Source organism: Corynebacterium sp. HMSC055A01 (assembly GCF_001809405.1).
GTDB lineage: Bacteria > Actinomycetota > Actinomycetes > Mycobacteriales > Mycobacteriaceae > Corynebacterium > Corynebacterium hesseae.
The window spans coordinates 65,359-81,837 of record NZ_KV797521.1 but is presented as its reverse complement, the minus strand read 5'-3'; the positions used below and the strand labels follow the sequence as shown (position 1 = coordinate 81,837).

Below are 16,479 nucleotides of genomic sequence, written 5' to 3'. Positions count from 1 at the left end.
ACAACTAGAACAGAATCAGCACACTGTCTCGTGGGATTCGTGTTCTGGGGGCTCGATTTGGATGGTGGAGTGCTCGATGCCATGTTCGCGCAGAACGTGCTGGGCGGCATCTAACAGCGGACCGGTGTCGACGGTGCCGTCGCGCACGATGTGCACGGTCGTGAGAACGTTGACTCCGTCCAGGCTCCACAGGTGCAGGTCATGGATGTCGGCAACGCCTTCGACCCGACGCAGCACGGGTTCGATCACGCTGGCGTCGAAGCCCGCCGGAACCTGCTCGAGCAGAACGCTTGCCGACAACCGCATGAGCTGCCACGCGCGTGGGAGCACCATCGCCGCGATGACTAAAGAGGCGATCACGTCCGCCGCCACAAATCCCGTGGTCAGCACCACGATGCCCGCTACGATCACCGCGACCGAGCCGAGCAAGTCCACCAGTACGTGTAAGAACGCGCCTTCCACGTTGATCGAGGACTCGCGGTGCCGGTGCAGCACCCACGCCGAGAGCGCATTGGCTACCAGGCCGATCACCGCGATGATCAGCATCGCCTTGCCCTGTACCTCGGCCGGGCTCTGCAGGCGGCGCACCGCCTCGACGACAATCCACACTGAGATTGCCAGCACCATTACTGCGTTGGCTAGCGCCGCAAGTACCTCTACTCGCCGGTAGCCGTAGGTGGCCTGGGCTGATGCTTGGCGCCGCCCAACCAACACTGCGATCACCGCAATGATGAGTCCCGCGGCGTCGGAAAGCATGTGCATCGCATCCGCCATCAGTGCCATCGAGCCCGCCAACCATCCGCCGATTAGCTCCGCGAAGAAGACAATGCCGGTAATACTGAGCGCAATCAGGAGCGCGCGCAGCGGCGTGCTGGAGTGATCATGGTCGTGGTGCTCGTGTGCCATGCACTCAGCCTATCACCACCAACGCTTATTGACAATAAAATGAAAACGTATGGCGGCGGGCAAAAGTGTGCGTTCTAGCTCTACTTGGCCACGCCGAGGTCTACCAGAGCTTTCTTTGCTACTTCAGGGTCATCACTCTTGATCATGTACTCAACGATTCCCTTATCATCCGCGAGGATCTCCTGAACAGTGAAGATGGCCTCCAATCGCTGTGCCTTGAATGTGGAACCGCGCGTTGATTCTGCCGGAATCTCAGCGGCGTCCAAGACGGGCTTGCCGTCACGAACGGCGGCGGTGGCAGCAGGATCATCGGTGAAGACTACATAACCAACCTCAGGCGCCTTCGTAGTATCCACGGAACAGTTGGTGCCCTTCGCTTCTGGGGCAGGGGAGTTATCCGCGCCGTAGTAGCTGAACATCACTTCATAATCTGTGCACACTTCCACGAAGTCAGCAATCGGCTCGGGCGCATGGTCGGTAGGAGTGAGGCCGCTTTGAGCGTCGCCAGCAGTATCGCCACCGGTCTCGCCGGCGGTGTCACCGTTGGAAGCCCCGGAATCGGCAGGTGCTTCAGCGGCGGGCTGCGCAGGCGCGGCGGAATCCTCAGACTTGTCACCAAAGAGGGCATCTTTAGCTGCGACGTAACCAATCGCTACCACCACGATGACCGCGATTACTAGCGGAAGGAGCAACAGCTGCTTCTTTACACTGAGGCCTTGCTTCGGGGCATCGGTATGGGAACCTGTCGTGCCTGCGGTGGGGTTCGACGTGGAGGCGGTGCCTGATGCATTCTTCGAAGCTGCGCCTGGGTCTAGTAGTTCGCCATGCTTGATGAAATGGCGGTAGCCATTATCCGCAACTGTCTGGCCTTCTTTGATGTGTGATGTGTCTTCCGCCCCGTTAAGGTGATCGGGCGAACCCGGGTATGCAAGTCGGCTCATTATTCAGTCCACCACCGTGAATCAATATCGGAATACAGGGAGCGCATCGACTCAACGTGCTCTTCAAAGCTATTGCGATTGAGACGGTGCTTGTTTTCTTTCCACCGCTTAAAAAGCTCCTCCGAAGACACCGCGCGCGAGGCCTCCGTTCGTGCCTCCCGGCCTGCGGTCAGGGCCCACTGGGCGGCAAACTGCACGCGACGCGCGGCCTTTTCCGTGAACCCGCTCCACACTTTGTATGTGTTGTAGAGTTGAGCCACGACGGCCCAGCCATCCTGGTAGGGCAGAACTGTGACGTTGCCCAGGTTGTCAAGTTCAAGGAACTCAAAATGAGATGGATCCTTCTTATCGGCGGTCACGAGGATCCTTCGGTTGGTGACAAACGCGGCACCATCCACCCCGCTAGCTTTCGTAGCGGCGGCTTCCAGCACAATCTCGTCGACACCAAGGCCTTCTACAACGGCTGCGGCGGCAGCGTGCACAATCTCGGAATCACCAGCACGTTTAAGCGCAGCACCGAGATCTGGCCGGTCTGTCAATGCAATTTGGGGTCCTGTCATGCACACGAGACTAACAACACATCAAAAACTGTGACTGGGTGCGCTGAATTATGGTGTAGATCACCCCCAGCATAGGGGTGATGGATGGGGCACCACGGAACCGTGCCAGAAACCTCGGTACGTTGTGTGGGTATGAGCTCAACGTTCACGCCAGCAAAGTTTGATGATACTTGGATCTACCGCCTTACAAAGTTCCCGTGGCCGGAACCGGCGCCGAGCAAAGATGAGGTGCGCCGACACTCTTGGGGAATGACGTACAAGAGCAATAAGGCGTTTGCGACCCCGCTAGGGGTTGAGGCCATCAACGCAAGGGCGGCCAAGTACTACAAAACATCTCTCGAGCAAAACTGGGGGGTCACTGGTGCACAGGAAGCGTATCAGGTTATTGATGCTCTGCTCGAAGGTGGCCAGCACGTGGAAAATGACCTGGTTTTACCCCTCGCATACGCCGTGAAGAACGTCCCCGAGCGCGAGCTAGATGCGGAAGTGGAGGAAAAGGTCGAGTTCCTCAAAGACTTCTTTATTGCCCAAGGCGCGGATCCGCGCCTTGGAGAACATAAGTTCCGCTACCTCGTGAGGATGTTGCGCTCGGAGGGCTTTGCCAAAGCAGCGGCCCCGGCACTGCCCACCACTACGCGCGCATGGGACATAATCCGTGTTCACGCCGTTGGTGGCCCGGCAACGGAGCTGGGGTGGATCTCTCCAGAAGAGTTCCTTCAGATTTCGGACAAGGCCGTGGCGACCCTGCAGCGCTACTTCGTGTCGTGGGCTGACGTAGCCGCAAGTTTCTGGTGGGGCCGAATGATCTGGGCGAGTGATGGTGAGCCCGACGTCACCGCTGCGATGAAGGATCAATCGCAACGGCTCACCGAGCTGCTCGCACACAGTGATTCGCCTTGGGTGCGCGTGCCCTTGCACGACATCCAGGCCGAGGAGCCATTCTCATCCTTGGGTGGTTTGCACTAAGTCTTAGGAAGCCTGGCAGTTAGAGGGTGCGGGGACATCCTTGAAGCGATCGATCAGATAGTCCACGCCGCGCGGAACCGAGTTGATGATGCCAACGGCGTGGTTGGCCCCGGAGTGGGGAAGAACGTCGACGGGGTCGGCGGCGTCAAACTGCACGGCGCCACCGAGTGAGCAGTAGTTGCTCGCCATCGTGCGGGACTGCTCGTAGGGGATGAGGTCATCGGTGGGGGAGTTCATGACCAGCATCGGGGCGTTGAGGGCATGCTGGCCTAGCCTTTGCTCCGCGAGCATCTGGGCGGCGGCTGGCTTGCGTCGGACGAGCTCGCCGAAGGATTCACCCGTCTTGGTCAGCTGGCTGGTGCGGGTAAAGCCCCAGTTAGCGATAGAATCACCAATGCAGGCGTGGGCGGCGCTGGCAAGGAAATGCATGCCGCGCGGGTTCATTTCGGTGACGATCTCGTTGTAAAACGCGGGGCTGCGCTCCGCATAGCCGTTGATGGCATAGCCCAACACGTGAACGATGGAGGAGCCATCGACCGCGTTCATAACCTCGAAAAGATCGGCCGGTGGGGCACCGGCGTACGTGCCCTTGACGTTGAGCTCGGGCGCATAGGTAGCCGCGTACTCGGCTGCGGCCGCGGCAGCACCGCCTCCTTGGGAATAGCCGGCAAAACCCACGGGGGCATCTATCGGCGCGTTCGCGTGGCGGAGGGTGGCGCGGGCGGCGTCGAGAACCGCGTGTGCTTCCTCGATGTGGTTGACATAGGTGTGGTGACCTGGTGTGCCGAGTCCAACCAGGTCGGTCGTGACCACGCGCACGCCCTGCTGCGCGGCGTATTGGTACAGCGCGTACTCGTAGTTCATATTGAGCGTGACCTGATTGGCCGGTCCCAGCGCGACGTTGCCCACCGACTGCGTGGCATTGGACGGAGCGCACTGGTCGCCCGCGCCGCGGGTGCCGGGTGCGAAGATGATGGTGGGGCGCTCACCCGGGCCGCTCCAGGCAGCGGAAGGCTCGTAGATGACGCCGGTGACGGTGGTGGGGGAGCCGTCCATGAGCGTGGACTCATAGGAGATCTTCTCCGCAGTGACGCCGGAGACGCCTGCGAGGTGGTCAATCGGATGGGCGGAGGTCGGCGTGCCGGGTGTAGCCGATGCTGTGACGGGCAGCAGCGCAGAAGCCGCCAGCGTAAGGGCCGCCACGAGTGCGCGAGGAGAGATTAGATTCATGCCGTAAGGGTAATCGCTCTGTCGCCGGTGCGCAGCGACTTCGCTGCGCTGAGACGTCGCTGCGCTAAGCTAGCGCGCATGGGCATTTATTTTCGCAAGCGCAAGAAGACCGGAAAAAATAGCTGGATCAATCTCTCCGGCTCCGGTGCCTCGATGTCAACAAAGGTCGGTCCCGTGACCTTTAACTCCCGCGGCGGCATGTGGGTCAATCTTCCAGGTGGACTGAACTTCCGGGGGCGCTGGCGCTAATGACTTCTCACCCCAGCAGCGACTATGTCCGTATGGGGTACGAGGCCGACGTCGTCCTGCGCCTAGGCATGATGCTCATGGGTGCGGGAACGTCCGGCTACCGCGTGCTGCGCGGCATGAAACGTGCCGCCCGCGCGCTCGGCTTTGATCGGCTCGACGCCAACGTTGGCGTCACACAGATCACCTGTACGTTCCACCGTGGCCGCGACTTCCGCACGGTGGTGGCGCAGCAGCATTCGCCGGCTGTCGACGCTTCCCGGATCGAAGCCCTAGAGGACCTGACCCACCACCGGCTGTACGCGGGCATCACGGCGGAAGAACTCACAAAGATGCTCGACGTCATCGAGGCCAACGTGGTCAAGCGGTGGAACCGCTGGCTCCTAGCTGCGGCGGCGTCCATTGCGTGCGCCTCTTTCGCGGTCCTGAACTTCTTTACGCCGCTGGCGATTCTGCTGGTGGCCCTCGCTGCCTTTTGTGGTCAGCTCACCCGCGCGGTTCTGCACAGCAAGCACGTCCACCAACTGGGGTGCATCGTGGCAGCCGGAACGGTGGCCAGTCTCGTGTACTTCTTCACCACCGAGGCCGTGGCCGCCGCCGGGGTGGCGGACCCGTCAGAGTTTTCCTCGGGCTACGTGGCCGCGGTGCTCTTCCTCATTCCCGGCTTCCCGCTGTTCTCCGCGCTCATTGACCTCGCGCGCTTCGACTTCGAGGCCGGGCTATCCCGCCTGACCTATGCGCTGACGGTGATCACCGCCGCCACCTTTACCGTGGCCCTGGTCAGCTGGACCACGGAGCTCACACCGGAACCGGGCATCCCGGACTATGCGCCGGTGTGGTACCTCGCCGCCGCGGCGGCCAGCTTCCTGGGCATTTCCGGATTCGCGTTCCTCTTTAATTCCTCGCGCCGCATGGTGCTCGTGGCGGCTGCGGTGGGCACGGTGGCCAACCTCGTACGCCTTATCCTTATCGGGGTCGGGGCCACAAGCTACGTCGGAGCGTTCGCCGGCGGTCTCATCGTGGGGCTCTTGGGCGCGGTGGCCTCCAAGCGCGCGCATCTACCGCGCATCACCACGACGGTGCCGGCGTCCGTCATCATGATCCCGGGAACCTCCATGTTCCGCACCGTTTATCACCTCAACGTGGGGAACATGGACCAAGCCTTGAGCAACTTCGCTACCGCCTCGATGGCCGTGGCGGCCATTGGCTGCGGGCTTATCCTCGCCCGCCTGCTAACTGACCGCGATTGGACCTTCGGCCACCTCATCGATTTCTCGCACGTGCCTAGTGCGGCAGGTGGAACAGACCCTCGTCGTTGACATCCATCAACCCGTCCTCGAGTAGTGAGGCCTGCGCCCGCGAGCGCTGCGTCGCGTCCGGCCACACCGCATCCAGGTCGGCTTGGGGAACTGGGTGGGGTGAGCCTCGGAGGACGTCGAGAAGCAGCCCGCGCACCTGGCGGTCCGTGCCGGTGAACTTCTGCACGCGCTTCTTTGCCCGCGCTGCCTCTTCCTCGCTGGGTTCCGGACAGCCCGCGAGCTGCCACGCGCACGAGGCTTTGATGGGGCAGGCGGCGCAGTCGGGGTTCTTGGCTGTGCACACCAGTGCACCGAGCTCCATGAGCGCGGCGGAAAAACGTGGCCCATTTTCTTCCGGAAGCAATGCTTCCACCTGTGCCAGCTCGCGTTTTGTGGGAGGCGGCGCGAGGAAGCGGCCCTCCTCGGCACGGGCATAGACGCGGCGCACGTTGGTATCCACCACCGGGACGTTGTAGCCAAAATGGAAGCACGCCACGGCGCGCGCGGTGTACTCACCGATCCCGGGCAACGCCAAGAGCTTGTCGACGTCCCCCGGAACCGCCCCCTCACCAATCTCCTTCGCGCACTCCCACAAGCGCAGCGCGCGGCGCGGGTAGCCCAGCTTTCCCCAAGCGCGCAGTACGTCCGCTTTGGACGCCGCCGCGAGGTCGTGTGGGGTGGGCCAGCGGCGCATCCACTCCTCCCACTGTGGGGCCACGCGAGCGACGGGGGTCTGTTGGCTCATGACCTCGCTTAAGAGCACACCCCACGCTGAGGTACCCGGTCGGCGCCACGGCAGGGGGCGCTCATGGGCATCGAACCATTCCACGACAGCTTGGGTATCCATAGGCACCTCAGTGTAGGGCGCTGAGGTCTAAGCTAAGAAACATGCCTTTAGCAAAAGTTCCTCAAAATCCACAGAAAGTGTGGGAAGCCCTCCAGCAAGGTAATCAACGCCTCGTTACGGGCAACCTCATCGCCGTTAACCAGGACGCGAAGCTGCGCGCTGGCCTGACCCAGGGCCAGGATCCGCGCGTCATCGTATTGGCCTGCTCGGACTCCCGCGCGCCGATCGAGCACGTGTTCAACATTGGTTTCGGCGATGCCTTCGTCATCCGTACCGCGGGCCACATTTTGGACAGCGCGGTGATGGCCTCGCTGGATTATGCCTTAGAAAACCTCCACGCCAACCTGCTCGTTGTCATGGGACATCAGTCCTGCGGCGCAGTGGGCGCGGCCAAGGACTTCCTGGATGGTGGCGAATTGCCCACGGGCCTGCAGCGCCCGATCATCGAGCAAGTTGCCGCGGCCTCGATGGTGGCCAAGCGTGATGGCCGCGAAGATCGCGCTGACTTCGAGCGCGAAAACACCGCGCAGGTGGTTTCCCAGATCATCTCCGATATTCCGGCTGCACGCCGGCTTCTCGACGCCGGAACGCTCGGCATCGTCGGCCTGCGCTACCTCCTTGAGGATTCCAGCGTGGAGACCGTCGTCCTGCACGGAGTTCATTAGCCCTGGGCGCTGGGCGGGCCCCAAGCGCGTAGAAGCCGCTGCTCAAGACACGCGGCTTGGGGCTGGCCCGGGTTGGGCTCGAGTCCCCTTAAACTAAGACCTGTGACTGAGCCATCCCGTACCCCGAAGCAGCTGCCGCGAGAGATCTACGTGCGTCGTCGCGTCGCCGCACTCGTGGCGATCTTGGTACTCGTGGTTGTTCTTATCTTCGCTGCTACCGCGCTCTTTGGCGGTTCGAAGGAGGACTCGGCGGCCGAGTCGCAGCAGGCAGCGGTTTCGGATACCTTGGCACCTTCGGAAAAAACAACCTCCGCAGCGGAAACGACGGAGCCCACCTCAGCCAAGGAATCCGCCGAAGCGACGGGTTCGACGGAACCGGCGAAATCCGAGGCGGGCGAGTCCGGCAAGGAAGAACCAACGTCAGAGGCGAAGCCGGATGAGCTGACCGTGGACCCGTCCAAGACGACGTGCTCCCTCCAGGACCTCAAGGTGCTGGCTAAGACCAATGAGGACAGCGTCCCGGCCGGTAAGATGCCGACCTTCTACCTGGAGGTTTTTAACCCGACGACAAAGGATTGCTCCATCGACCTCGATGAAGAGCAGCTGCGCTTTGAGGTTTACAAGATGGGCTCTAACGAGCGCGTGTGGGCCGATACTGACTGCTATGCCTCTGTAGAAACCGGCAAGCAGACCTTCAAGTCCGGTGAGACCCGCTACTTCCAGGCGGATTGGTCCCGCAAGCGCTCCGAACCGGGCAAGTGTACCGAGCGTGAGGAAGCCGAGCCGGGTGCTTATTTCCTGCACTCCGTCATCGGTGAGAATTACTCCCCAGCGCTCCCGTTCAACCTGCTTTAACGGCGGCGATAGCCTCGCTCAGCGTTGCCGCTTGGCGCACCTGCATGCCGCCGCTGGTTTCCACATTTCCGGGCGGGACGATGGCGTGGCGGTAGCCCAAGCGGGCAGCTTCCGACAAGCGGCGGTCTAGGTTCGGCACACGGCGCACCTCGCCGGCGAGGCCGACTTCCCCGATGACAACGGTCTTCGGCGGAAGTGGTTGCTCATGCAAGGAGGACCACGTGGCGAGTGCTACGGCAAGATCCGTGGCTGGTTCCTGAATCTTCATTCCTCCCACCGTGGCCACGTAGGCGTCCTTATCGTTGGTGCGCTCGCCCGCGCGGGCCTGCAGCACCGCGAGCACCATGGGGACGCGGTTGGCGTCGAGCCCCGTCACCACGCGCCGCGGGTTCTTGGCCACGGGATCGACGGTCAACGCTTGTACCTCGGCCAAGATGGGGCGCACACCATCCATGGCGACGGTCACCGCGGAGCCATCCGGGGTGCTGCCGCGGTGGGAGAGAAAGAGGCCGGAAGGATCCGCGACCTCCCTGATTCCGGCCGCTGTCTGCTCGAAGCAGCCCATCTCATCGGTAGCGCCAAAGCGGTTCTTCAGGCCGCGAAGCAGCCGCAGTGAGGATTGGCGGTCACCTTCAAAGTTCAAGACAACGTCCACGAGGTGCTCGAGCACGCGTGGTCCGGCGACGTTGCCGTCCTTGGTCACGTGCCCGACGAGGAGGATAGGGATGCCGGTGGTTTTAGCTAGCGTGGTCAGCGCTGCGGTCACAGCGCGTGACTGCGCTACACCACCGGCTACTCCTTCGACCCCGGCGGCGTGCATGGTTTGGACGGAGTCCACGATGAGCAGGCTGGGCTTAAGCTGCTCTACATGGCCAAAGACGACGTCCAGGTTTGACTCGGCCGCAAGGTAGAGCGTCTCATGCAGTGCGCCGGTGCGCTCCGCGCGGGCGCGGACCTGCCCGGCGGATTCCTCCGCGGTGGCGTACAGGGCGGTGCGGCCCAACTGTGCCCAGCGGGAGGCTACCTCCAGCAGCAGGGTGGATTTGCCGACTCCCGGCTCTCCCGCCATGAGCACGACCGAACCAGGGACGATGCCGCGGCCGAGAACGCGGTCGAGCTCCCCGATGCCGGTATTGATGGCCTTCGTCGCTGATGCGCCGACCTTCGTTATCGGCACCGCCGGGCTCGTCGGAGTCAAGCCTGTGGGGCGCCGCCCAGACACGGCGGCTTGGGCGGCGGTACTGCTTTGAGCCGCCGCGGTTTCCTGCAGCGTCCCCCATGAGCCACACTCAGGGCAGCGGCCGAGCCACTTGGGGGAGACGAAGCCACACTCAGAACACGTGTGGACGGGACGAACCTTTTTTGCCATGTCTCACACTCTAGTAATCGCACCGGACAGTCAGGCTTAAATTGCTCACCGCAAGGCTTTGTATTAGCAACGATGTGGCTTACCCCCGCATGAATGGAATGCTTCGAGTTGCCCAGCGCTGATGCCTCGAAGAGGTTAAGCTATTTGGCAGGTAACATACTTAGCTTTTTGATGAAGTGTGTTCCGGTTTCTATCGTCTCCCTACCCAAAGGTGATTTCATGAAGATCCGTCGTTCTCTCGTTGCTGTCGGTGCTGCTATTGCTATCGCTACGGCTGGTACCCCTGCTGCTTCCGCTGCGGAGGCTCCGGAGCCGCTCGCAACTGTCCTTACCCAGATTGCTAACACTGCTGGATACCACGCTCAGAACATCATTCTCGTTCCAGCTCTCACCTCTTCCCTGGGCTTCCTGGGAAACCTGCTGTTCCGCTAAATCAACTCGCACGTCAACACTTTCTCAAGGAGTCACTATGAAGAAGATTCGTCGTTCCCTCGTTGCTCTTGCCGCGGCAACTGCTGTTACCGTTGCTGGCGCTCCGGCTGCTTCAGCAGCTACCTACCCGGAGCCGCTCAACCAAGTCATCGACAAGATGGTTGAGGTCGGTGGCCCGCAGGCACCGAACGCTCTGCTGGTACCGTTTGGCATTTCCTCTTTGAGCTACGGCTTCCTTGCCTTCGCTCTGATTGCTAGTGGTTCCTCTAAGTAAAAGGATCCGCTTCTAGGAAGTTTGCTAAGACTTTAAGCCACCGCGTGTATCTCATGCGGTGGCCTTTGCGCATCTACGGAAGCACTAATACGAAACGCAACCGCCCCAACTGACGAAGTTGAATCCCCCGATTCGAAGATCCGGGAAAACTTTGGCAGCTGGGGCGGTTGCGCTTTGAGGAAAAGGCTTACTTGTTCTCAGCGTAGCCTTCGGTGGACTGCGGGTCGCGGTCGAAGTCACCGGACTGCAGCGGGGAGGCGGACACGGTGGCGTCAACCTCAATGGTGCCGGTGTTGAAGGTGAAGGTCACCGGGCGGGAGCCGCCGAAGGCGTAGTCCTCGTTCTCCAGGGAGGTGGTCACATAAGTGATGTTCTCATCCTTGCCGTCCTTGGGGAGGCGGTCCAGGTTCGTCTGGGAATCAGCAAAGAGGGAATGATCGCGGGGGAGCGGCTCGACGCCCTCCAGAGGAACATCCTGGCCGTCGACGCTGACGGACTCGAGGACGACGTCGTTGACCTTGTAGCCCTGGTTGACGGCGACGAACTTGAGGGAGGTCTCACCGGTGTCCGGCTCAACCTGAATGGTGACGTCACGTACGGCCACCTTTCCATCTTCGGAGCTTGCGGATGCGCCGTCGACAGCAATCACCTTTTCCGCGGTCTGCGCAACATGACCGGCCGAGCAGGACGCCAAGGCCAGCGCGGAGAGGGCGGTAACTGACATGATGGCACCGCAGCGAGCGGCGGACTTCAGGGACTGCACTGTGAGTGTCCTCCATTGAATTGCGATCACAAAGCTTATCAACGCTTTAGCCTAGTACCTCTGGGTAGAAAGCACACAGTTTCCAGCAAACCCCTTGGGTAGACCGGGGGTAGCCGAGCTTTCTATGGGGCGTCACCGTGGTGTAAGGCGGCGGGCAGGCGGTACCCGGGCGGGGGAGCGGGGCACGATGGCTGCGTGCTAGAATAGATTCCCTGTATATGCGGCCCACCGAGAGTACGCCGAGAGCACACGATGGGCACCGTCTCAAAGGCTTCACAAGGAGTGGCAATGGAATTTAAGGTCGGAGAGGTCGTCGTCTACCCCCACCACGGCGCCGCCAAGATTACGGCGATTGAAACCCGGGAGATGGGCGGCGAGGAGCTCGAATACCTCGTTCTCCAAATCAACCAGTCCGACCTCGTGGTCCGTGTGCCTTCCAAGAACGTTGAGATGGTCGGCGTGCGTGATGTCGTGGGCAAGGAAGGCCTCGAGAAGGTCTTCTCCGTTCTGCGCGAAGTAGACGTTGAGGAAGCCGGCAACTGGTCCCGCCGCTACAAGGCCAACCAGGAGCGCCTCGCCTCCGGCGACATCAACAAGGTGGCCGAGGTTGTGCGTGACCTGTGGCGCCGCGACCAGGACCGCGGCCTGTCCGCTGGTGAGAAGCGCATGCTGGCCAAGGCCCGCCAGATTCTGGTCGGTGAGCTCTCCCTGGCCAAGCCGGTTGATGAGAAGAAGGCTGACACCATGATGGAGGAAATCAACGCCACCATCGAGCGTCACCGCGCCGCTGGCCTGGTGGATGACAAGTCCATTACCACCGACATTGACAATGACGTCGATCTCGATGACCTCTCCTTCGACGACGAAGACTAAGGACCAGCCCACCCCCCGCGTCATTGCTCTCGTCGCGGCTGCCGGGCAGGGCACACGCCTCGGCGCAGACGTTCCCAAGGCCTACGTGGAGCTACGCGGGCGCACCCTCTTGGAGCGCTCCGTTCGGGCGATGATCACCTCCGAATTCGTTGATGAGATCATCGTGCTGGTCAGCCCGGCCATGGAAGATTATGCCTCCAGCATCCTCGGCCGCATCGATTCTGACGTACCCATTCGCATCGTCCACGGCGGGGGCGAGCGCGCCGATTCCGTCTGGGCGGGACTGCAAGCAATCCCGGAGGAGGACGCCGTGGTGCTCATCCACGACGCCGCCCGGGCATTGACGCCGCCGGGGATGATCGCGCGCGTCGCCAAGCGCGTGCTCGACGGCGCCACCGCAGTCATCCCGGTCCTTCCCGTGGCAGACACCATCAAAGAGGTGGAGGGCCAGACGGTCCTGTCCACCCCAGACCGTTTCCGTCTGCGCGCTGTGCAAACGCCGCAGGGTTTTAACCTGGCCGCGCTGCGCCGCGCCAACCTAGACTATTGGGCGCAGGACCCTGACTTCGTCGCCACGGATGACGCCAGCCTCATGGAATGGCACGGCGAGCGCGTGGAGACCGTGCAGGGAGATACCTTCGCGTTCAAGATCACCACCCCCATTGACCTCGTCCTGGCCAAGGCCGTGACGGATGAGGCCGAACCGACCATCTTCGAGGTGCCTAGTGACTAACCCGATTATCCCGCGCGTGGGAATCGCCACCGACGCCCACCAGATCGAGCCCGGAAAACCCTGTTGGATCGCAGGTCTCCTCTTCGAGGACGTGGATGGCTGCGAGGGCCATTCCGATGGTGATGTGGTGAGCCACGCGCTTGTCGACGCCTTGCTCTCCGCCTCCAACCTCGGCGACCTCGGCTCCTTCGTCGGCGTGGGCCGGCCAGAGTACGACGGGGTCTCCGGTGCCCAGCTGCTGCGCGAGTGCCGCGAGCTGCTGGAGAAGGAAGGCTTCATTATCGGCAACGCCGCCGCACAGTTGGTTGGGCAGAGCCCCAAGATGGGACCGCGGCGGAAGGAAGCCGAGTCCGTGCTGAGTGACATCCTCGGCGCCCCTGTGTCTGTTTCGGCCACGACGACGGATCACCTCGGCTTCACCGGCCGTAAGGAGGGCCGCGCAGCCGTGGCCACCGCCGTGGTCTGGCGCGCTCCCAATTCCTAACGTAAAGTCATCAGAAAAGGAGGACGCTGTGGCTTTGACAATGCGAATTACCAATACCGAGGCACTTCGTGCTCGGCACGACGAACTCCTGCACGCCTTGGAAGCTGCGGTTGGTGAAAACCTTAGCTCTGAAGATTTGCGGATGCTTGCAGAGTCCGGTCGCTTTTCGAAAGCGGAGCGCGCTTTATATGACGAGCTCAGGCGCGTCGAGCTTATGCTTTACCGTTAGCTCCGTGAACAGTTGCGTGCCTCCGTCGACGTGCTAGAGGCATCTGGCAAAGGGCGTCTGACAAAAGGCATCAGTCAAATGGCGTTTTCACGGCTGAAAACGCCATTTATTCGTGGCAGATGGCGTTTTTGGACCCAAAGATGCCTTGTGACAGATGCCTTTTACGGGACGCCTTCCTGTCTTAGGTCAATTGAGTGCGGAACAATCCCATCACGCTGCTGTAAGCCGCCAGGTATCAGTGTTAAAAGTGACGTTGCTCATCCATCCGCGACCTAAATCGGGTTGAATGGACAGGCACTGCGCCCAGTCCTGCTCCGTGTGACTATCGGCCGTGGTGAAATCCTATCAAGGGGTCAATTAGACTGGGCCGGGTGAGTACTTTGCGCATTTTTGATACCGCCACCCGCAGCCAACGTGAGTTCGAGCCGGTTCGTCCCGGCCATGCGTCGATCTACCTGTGTGGTGCCACCCCGCAGTCCCAGCCGCACATTGGGCACCTGCGCTCCGGCGTTGCCTTTGACATCCTGCGCCGCTGGCTGCTTGCACAGGGCTATGACGTGGCACTCGTGCGCAACGTCACTGATATCGATGACAAGATCTTGACCAAGGCAGCCGAGAATGACCGCCCTTGGTGGGAGTGGGTATCCACCTATGAGCGCGAGTTCACCAAGGCCTATAACACCCTGGGCGTTCTGCCGCCCTCTGTGGAGCCGCGCGCGACGGGTTTTGTGACCCAGATGGTGGAGTACATGCAGAGGCTTATCGACGCCGGCTTCGCCTACGCCGTGCCTGGGGGCCCAGCGGGGGAGGACGATGAGGCTGGCTCCGTTTACTTTGATGTCGCCGCGTGGAATGCCACGGAAGGGGCGGATTACGGCGCGCTGTCGGGCAACCGCGTCGAGGAGATGGAACAGGGCGAAACAGACAACGCTGGCAAGCGCAGTCCACAGGACTTTGCCCTGTGGAAGGCGGCTAAGCCGGGCGAGCCGTCCTGGCCCACTCCCTGGGGGCGCGGCCGTCCGGGCTGGCATCTGGAGTGCTCGGCCATGTCCACCTACTACCTGGGTAGCGAGTTCGATATCCACTGCGGCGGCCTGGACCTGCAGTTCCCGCACCACGAGAACGAGATTGCACAGTCCCATGCGGCCGGCGATAGGTTTGCCAACTATTGGATGCACAACCACTGGGTGACCATGTCCGGTGAGAAGATGTCCAAGTCCCTAGGTAACGTGCTTTCCATTGCCAACATGCTGGATATCGTCCGCCCGGTGGAGCTGCGCTACTACCTGGGTTCCGCGCACTACCGTTCGGTCCTCGAATACTCTGAGGCAGCGCTGACCGAGGCCGCGGCGGGCTACCGTCGTATTGAGGACTTTGTGGGCAAGTTCGAGGGCGTCGAGAAGGGCCAGTGGACCGCGGCCTTCGAGGACGCAATGAACGATGACATTGCTGTCCCGAAGGCGCTGGCGGAAATCCACACCACGGTGCGCGCGGGCAATAAGGCGCTGGGAGAAGGCAACCGTGAGGAAGCCGAGCGCCTTGCCGGGGCGGTGCGCGTCATGGCTGCGGTTCTTGGCTTTGATCCACTCGATGAACAGTGGAAAGATAGTGGCGAAGAAAGCGGCGCTGATGCGGCATTGGACGTCCTCGTCCGAGCCGAGTTGGAGCGTCGCACTACCGCCCGCGCAGAAAAGGATTGGGCTACTGCGGACGCTGTGCGCGACCGCCTTGCAGCCGCGGGTATTACCATCACCGACACCGCCGACGGCCCCACCTGGTCCTTGGCGGATTAACGTCCTTGGCAAAGGCCTAGGACAGCACAGAAGCCGAGGACAACATAAGGAGAAGAATTATGGCACGTACCCATGGCCGCGGCGGCGCAGGTATCCGCAAGACGAATAAGAAGGGCGCTACGAAGGGCTCTGGCGGTCAGCGCCGCAAGGGCCTAGCCGGCAAGGGGCCCACGCCGAAGGCGGAGGACCGCGTCTACCACGCCAAGCACAAGGCGAAGCTGGAGCGCGAACGCCGCAACTCGGGCCGCCACCACAAGGAGACCGCGGAGATGGTCGTTGGCCGCAATCCGGTCATCGAGTGCCTGCACGCCAAGGTGCCTGCTACCTCCCTCTACATCGTGCAGGGCACGCGTAATGATGCCCGCCTGTCGGAGGCAGTGGCCATGTGCAATACCCGCAACATCCCGATTCTTGAGGTCCAGCGCCACGAGATGGATCGCATGACCGGCAACGGCATGCACCAGGGCATTGGCCTGCAGATCCCGCCGTACAAGTATGCCGACGTTCATGACCTGATGGATCGGGCCCGCGATGCTCAGGAACCGGGTATGTTCGTCATCCTCGATAACATTACGGATCCCCGTAACCTCGGCGCGGTTATCCGCTCCGTCGCTGCTTTCGGCGGCCACGGCGTCATCATCCCGGAGCGCCGTTCGGCCTCCGTTACCGCGGTGGCTTGGCGCACCTCGGCCGGTACCGCAGCACGCCTGCCTGTCGCGCGCGTGACCAACGTGACCCGCACCGTGCAGGAATTCCAGAAAGCCGGCTACCAGGTCGTTGGCCTGGATGCGGGAGGCGAGCACACCCTCGATACTTACAACGGTGGCACCGACCCCGTTGTCATCGTCATCGGCTCTGAGGGCAAAGGCATTTCGCGCCTCGTCCGCGAGAACTGCGATGCCATCATGTCCATCCCCATGACCGACTGGGTTGAATCCCTCAACGCCTCCGTGGCGGCAGGTGCGGTGCTTTCCGAGTTCGCCCGCCAGCGTCGCGCGGCCCAGAAGTAGGCTCA

At 61.9% G+C, this 16,479-nt stretch carries 20 protein-coding genes; 13 read left to right on the top strand and 7 right to left on the bottom strand.

What is annotated here, in order from left to right; all coding sequences use genetic code 11:
- Positions 1–15: 15 nt before the first annotated feature.
- The 3 genes from HMPREF2604_RS00855 to HMPREF2604_RS00845 all read right to left on the bottom strand — a co-directional run bounded on the left by HMPREF2604_RS00855 (position 16) and on the right by HMPREF2604_RS00845 (position 2,407).
- On the bottom strand, positions 16–906 hold the full coding sequence (locus HMPREF2604_RS00855; protein ID WP_070522760.1) for a cation diffusion facilitator family transporter: 891 nt from the start codon (positions 904–906) through the stop codon (positions 16–18).
- Positions 907–986: 80 nt separating this feature from the next.
- On the bottom strand, positions 987–1,847 hold the full coding sequence (locus tag HMPREF2604_RS00850) for a hypothetical protein (protein ID WP_070522763.1): 861 nt from the start codon (positions 1,845–1,847) through the stop codon (positions 987–989).
- On the bottom strand, positions 1,847–2,407 hold the full coding sequence (locus HMPREF2604_RS00845) for a hypothetical protein (RefSeq protein WP_070522766.1): 561 nt from the start codon (positions 2,405–2,407) through the stop codon (positions 1,847–1,849). Before HMPREF2604_RS00845 ends, HMPREF2604_RS00850 begins: the two co-directional genes overlap by 1 nt.
- 132 nt (positions 2,408–2,539) lie before the next feature.
- Here HMPREF2604_RS00845 and HMPREF2604_RS00840 point away from each other — a divergent pair, with 132 nt between their 5' ends.
- Positions 2,540–3,373 carry a DUF1266 domain-containing protein gene (locus HMPREF2604_RS00840; RefSeq protein WP_070522769.1) on the top strand — a complete coding sequence of 278 codons (834 nt, stop codon included), beginning with the start codon at positions 2,540–2,542 and terminating at the stop codon, positions 3,371–3,373.
- A gap of 3 nt (positions 3,374–3,376) precedes the next feature.
- On the opposite strand, the gene HMPREF2604_RS00835 is transcribed toward HMPREF2604_RS00840, so the two are convergent.
- The gene (locus HMPREF2604_RS00835) at positions 3,377–4,603 is read right to left on the bottom strand and encodes a lipase family protein (RefSeq protein WP_070562339.1); all 1,227 of its coding nucleotides are present in this window, start codon (positions 4,601–4,603) and stop codon (positions 3,377–3,379) included.
- Positions 4,604–4,681: 78 nt separating this feature from the next.
- On the opposite strand from HMPREF2604_RS00835, the gene HMPREF2604_RS13420 reads away from it, so the two are divergent.
- Together HMPREF2604_RS13420 and HMPREF2604_RS00830 are read left to right on the top strand one after the other, a co-directional pair.
- The gene (locus HMPREF2604_RS13420; RefSeq protein ID WP_083299135.1) at positions 4,682–4,852 is read left to right on the top strand and encodes a DUF4236 domain-containing protein; all 171 of its coding nucleotides are present in this window, start codon (positions 4,682–4,684) and stop codon (positions 4,850–4,852) included.
- Positions 4,852–6,168, top strand: coding sequence for a threonine/serine exporter family protein (locus HMPREF2604_RS00830; RefSeq protein ID WP_070562336.1), 1,317 nt, complete (start codon positions 4,852–4,854; stop codon positions 6,166–6,168). The genes HMPREF2604_RS13420 and HMPREF2604_RS00830 overlap by 1 nt, the downstream gene beginning before the upstream one ends.
- Here the strand turns inward: HMPREF2604_RS00830 and HMPREF2604_RS00825 are convergent.
- Complete coding sequence (locus HMPREF2604_RS00825) at positions 6,134–6,994, bottom strand: HhH-GPD family protein (RefSeq protein WP_070562333.1); 861 nt, start codon at positions 6,992–6,994, stop codon at positions 6,134–6,136. The genes HMPREF2604_RS00830 and HMPREF2604_RS00825 overlap by 35 nt on opposite strands.
- A gap of 41 nt (positions 6,995–7,035) precedes the next feature.
- Between HMPREF2604_RS00825 and HMPREF2604_RS00820 the strand changes: the two genes are divergently transcribed.
- Together HMPREF2604_RS00820 and HMPREF2604_RS00815 are read left to right on the top strand one after the other, a co-directional pair.
- Complete coding sequence (locus HMPREF2604_RS00820; protein WP_070562329.1) at positions 7,036–7,659, top strand: carbonic anhydrase; 624 nt, start codon at positions 7,036–7,038, stop codon at positions 7,657–7,659.
- Positions 7,660–7,761: 102 nt separating this feature from the next.
- Entirely contained in the window at positions 7,762–8,514 is a 753-nt protein-coding gene (locus tag HMPREF2604_RS00815; protein ID WP_070562326.1) for a hypothetical protein, read from the top strand.
- Here HMPREF2604_RS00815 and radA read toward each other — a convergent pair.
- Positions 8,501–9,883, bottom strand: a complete 1,383-nt coding sequence (gene radA / locus HMPREF2604_RS00810; protein WP_070562323.1) for a DNA repair protein RadA — start codon at positions 9,881–9,883, stop codon at positions 8,501–8,503. The two genes, HMPREF2604_RS00815 and radA, sit on opposite strands and share 14 nt — an antisense overlap.
- A gap of 219 nt (positions 9,884–10,102) precedes the next feature.
- Here radA and HMPREF2604_RS00805 point away from each other — a divergent pair, with 219 nt between their 5' ends.
- The gene (locus HMPREF2604_RS00805) at positions 10,103–10,315 is read left to right on the top strand and encodes a hypothetical protein (RefSeq protein WP_070522789.1); all 213 of its coding nucleotides are present in this window, start codon (positions 10,103–10,105) and stop codon (positions 10,313–10,315) included.
- A 37-nt stretch (positions 10,316–10,352) separates the two neighbouring features.
- Entirely contained in the window at positions 10,353–10,589 is a 237-nt protein-coding gene (locus tag HMPREF2604_RS00800) for a hypothetical protein (protein WP_070522792.1), read from the top strand.
- 187 nt (positions 10,590–10,776) lie between these two features.
- On the opposite strand, the gene HMPREF2604_RS00795 is transcribed toward HMPREF2604_RS00800, so the two are convergent.
- On the bottom strand, positions 10,777–11,352 hold the full coding sequence (locus HMPREF2604_RS00795; RefSeq protein WP_070522795.1) for a hypothetical protein: 576 nt from the start codon (positions 11,350–11,352) through the stop codon (positions 10,777–10,779).
- Positions 11,353–11,640: 288 nt separating this feature from the next.
- On the opposite strand from HMPREF2604_RS00795, the gene HMPREF2604_RS00790 reads away from it, so the two are divergent.
- The 6 genes from HMPREF2604_RS00790 (at position 11,641) to rlmB (ending at position 16,474) form a co-directional block, all read left to right on the top strand.
- Positions 11,641–12,225: a CarD family transcriptional regulator gene (locus tag HMPREF2604_RS00790; protein WP_070522798.1), complete on the top strand. Its 585-nt coding sequence runs from the start codon at positions 11,641–11,643 to the stop codon at positions 12,223–12,225.
- Positions 12,197–12,958 (top strand): 2-C-methyl-D-erythritol 4-phosphate cytidylyltransferase, encoded by a 762-nt coding sequence (ispD, locus tag HMPREF2604_RS00785; RefSeq protein ID WP_070562320.1) that lies wholly within the window; start codon positions 12,197–12,199, stop codon positions 12,956–12,958. The genes HMPREF2604_RS00790 and ispD overlap by 29 nt, the downstream gene beginning before the upstream one ends.
- The gene (gene ispF, locus HMPREF2604_RS00780) at positions 12,951–13,442 is read left to right on the top strand and encodes a 2-C-methyl-D-erythritol 2,4-cyclodiphosphate synthase (RefSeq protein WP_070562317.1); all 492 of its coding nucleotides are present in this window, start codon (positions 12,951–12,953) and stop codon (positions 13,440–13,442) included. The genes ispD and ispF overlap by 8 nt, the downstream gene beginning before the upstream one ends.
- A 28-nt stretch (positions 13,443–13,470) precedes the next feature.
- On the top strand, positions 13,471–13,671 hold the full coding sequence (locus tag HMPREF2604_RS00775; RefSeq protein WP_141746401.1) for a hypothetical protein: 201 nt from the start codon (positions 13,471–13,473) through the stop codon (positions 13,669–13,671).
- Positions 13,672–14,042: 371 nt separating this feature from the next.
- Entirely contained in the window at positions 14,043–15,464 is a 1,422-nt protein-coding gene (gene cysS, locus HMPREF2604_RS00770) for a cysteine--tRNA ligase (RefSeq protein WP_070562311.1), read from the top strand.
- Positions 15,465–15,523: 59 nt separating this feature from the next.
- The gene (gene rlmB, locus HMPREF2604_RS00765) at positions 15,524–16,474 is read left to right on the top strand and encodes a 23S rRNA (guanosine(2251)-2'-O)-methyltransferase RlmB (RefSeq protein ID WP_070562308.1); all 951 of its coding nucleotides are present in this window, start codon (positions 15,524–15,526) and stop codon (positions 16,472–16,474) included.
- The last annotated feature ends 5 nt before the right edge of the window (positions 16,475–16,479 follow it).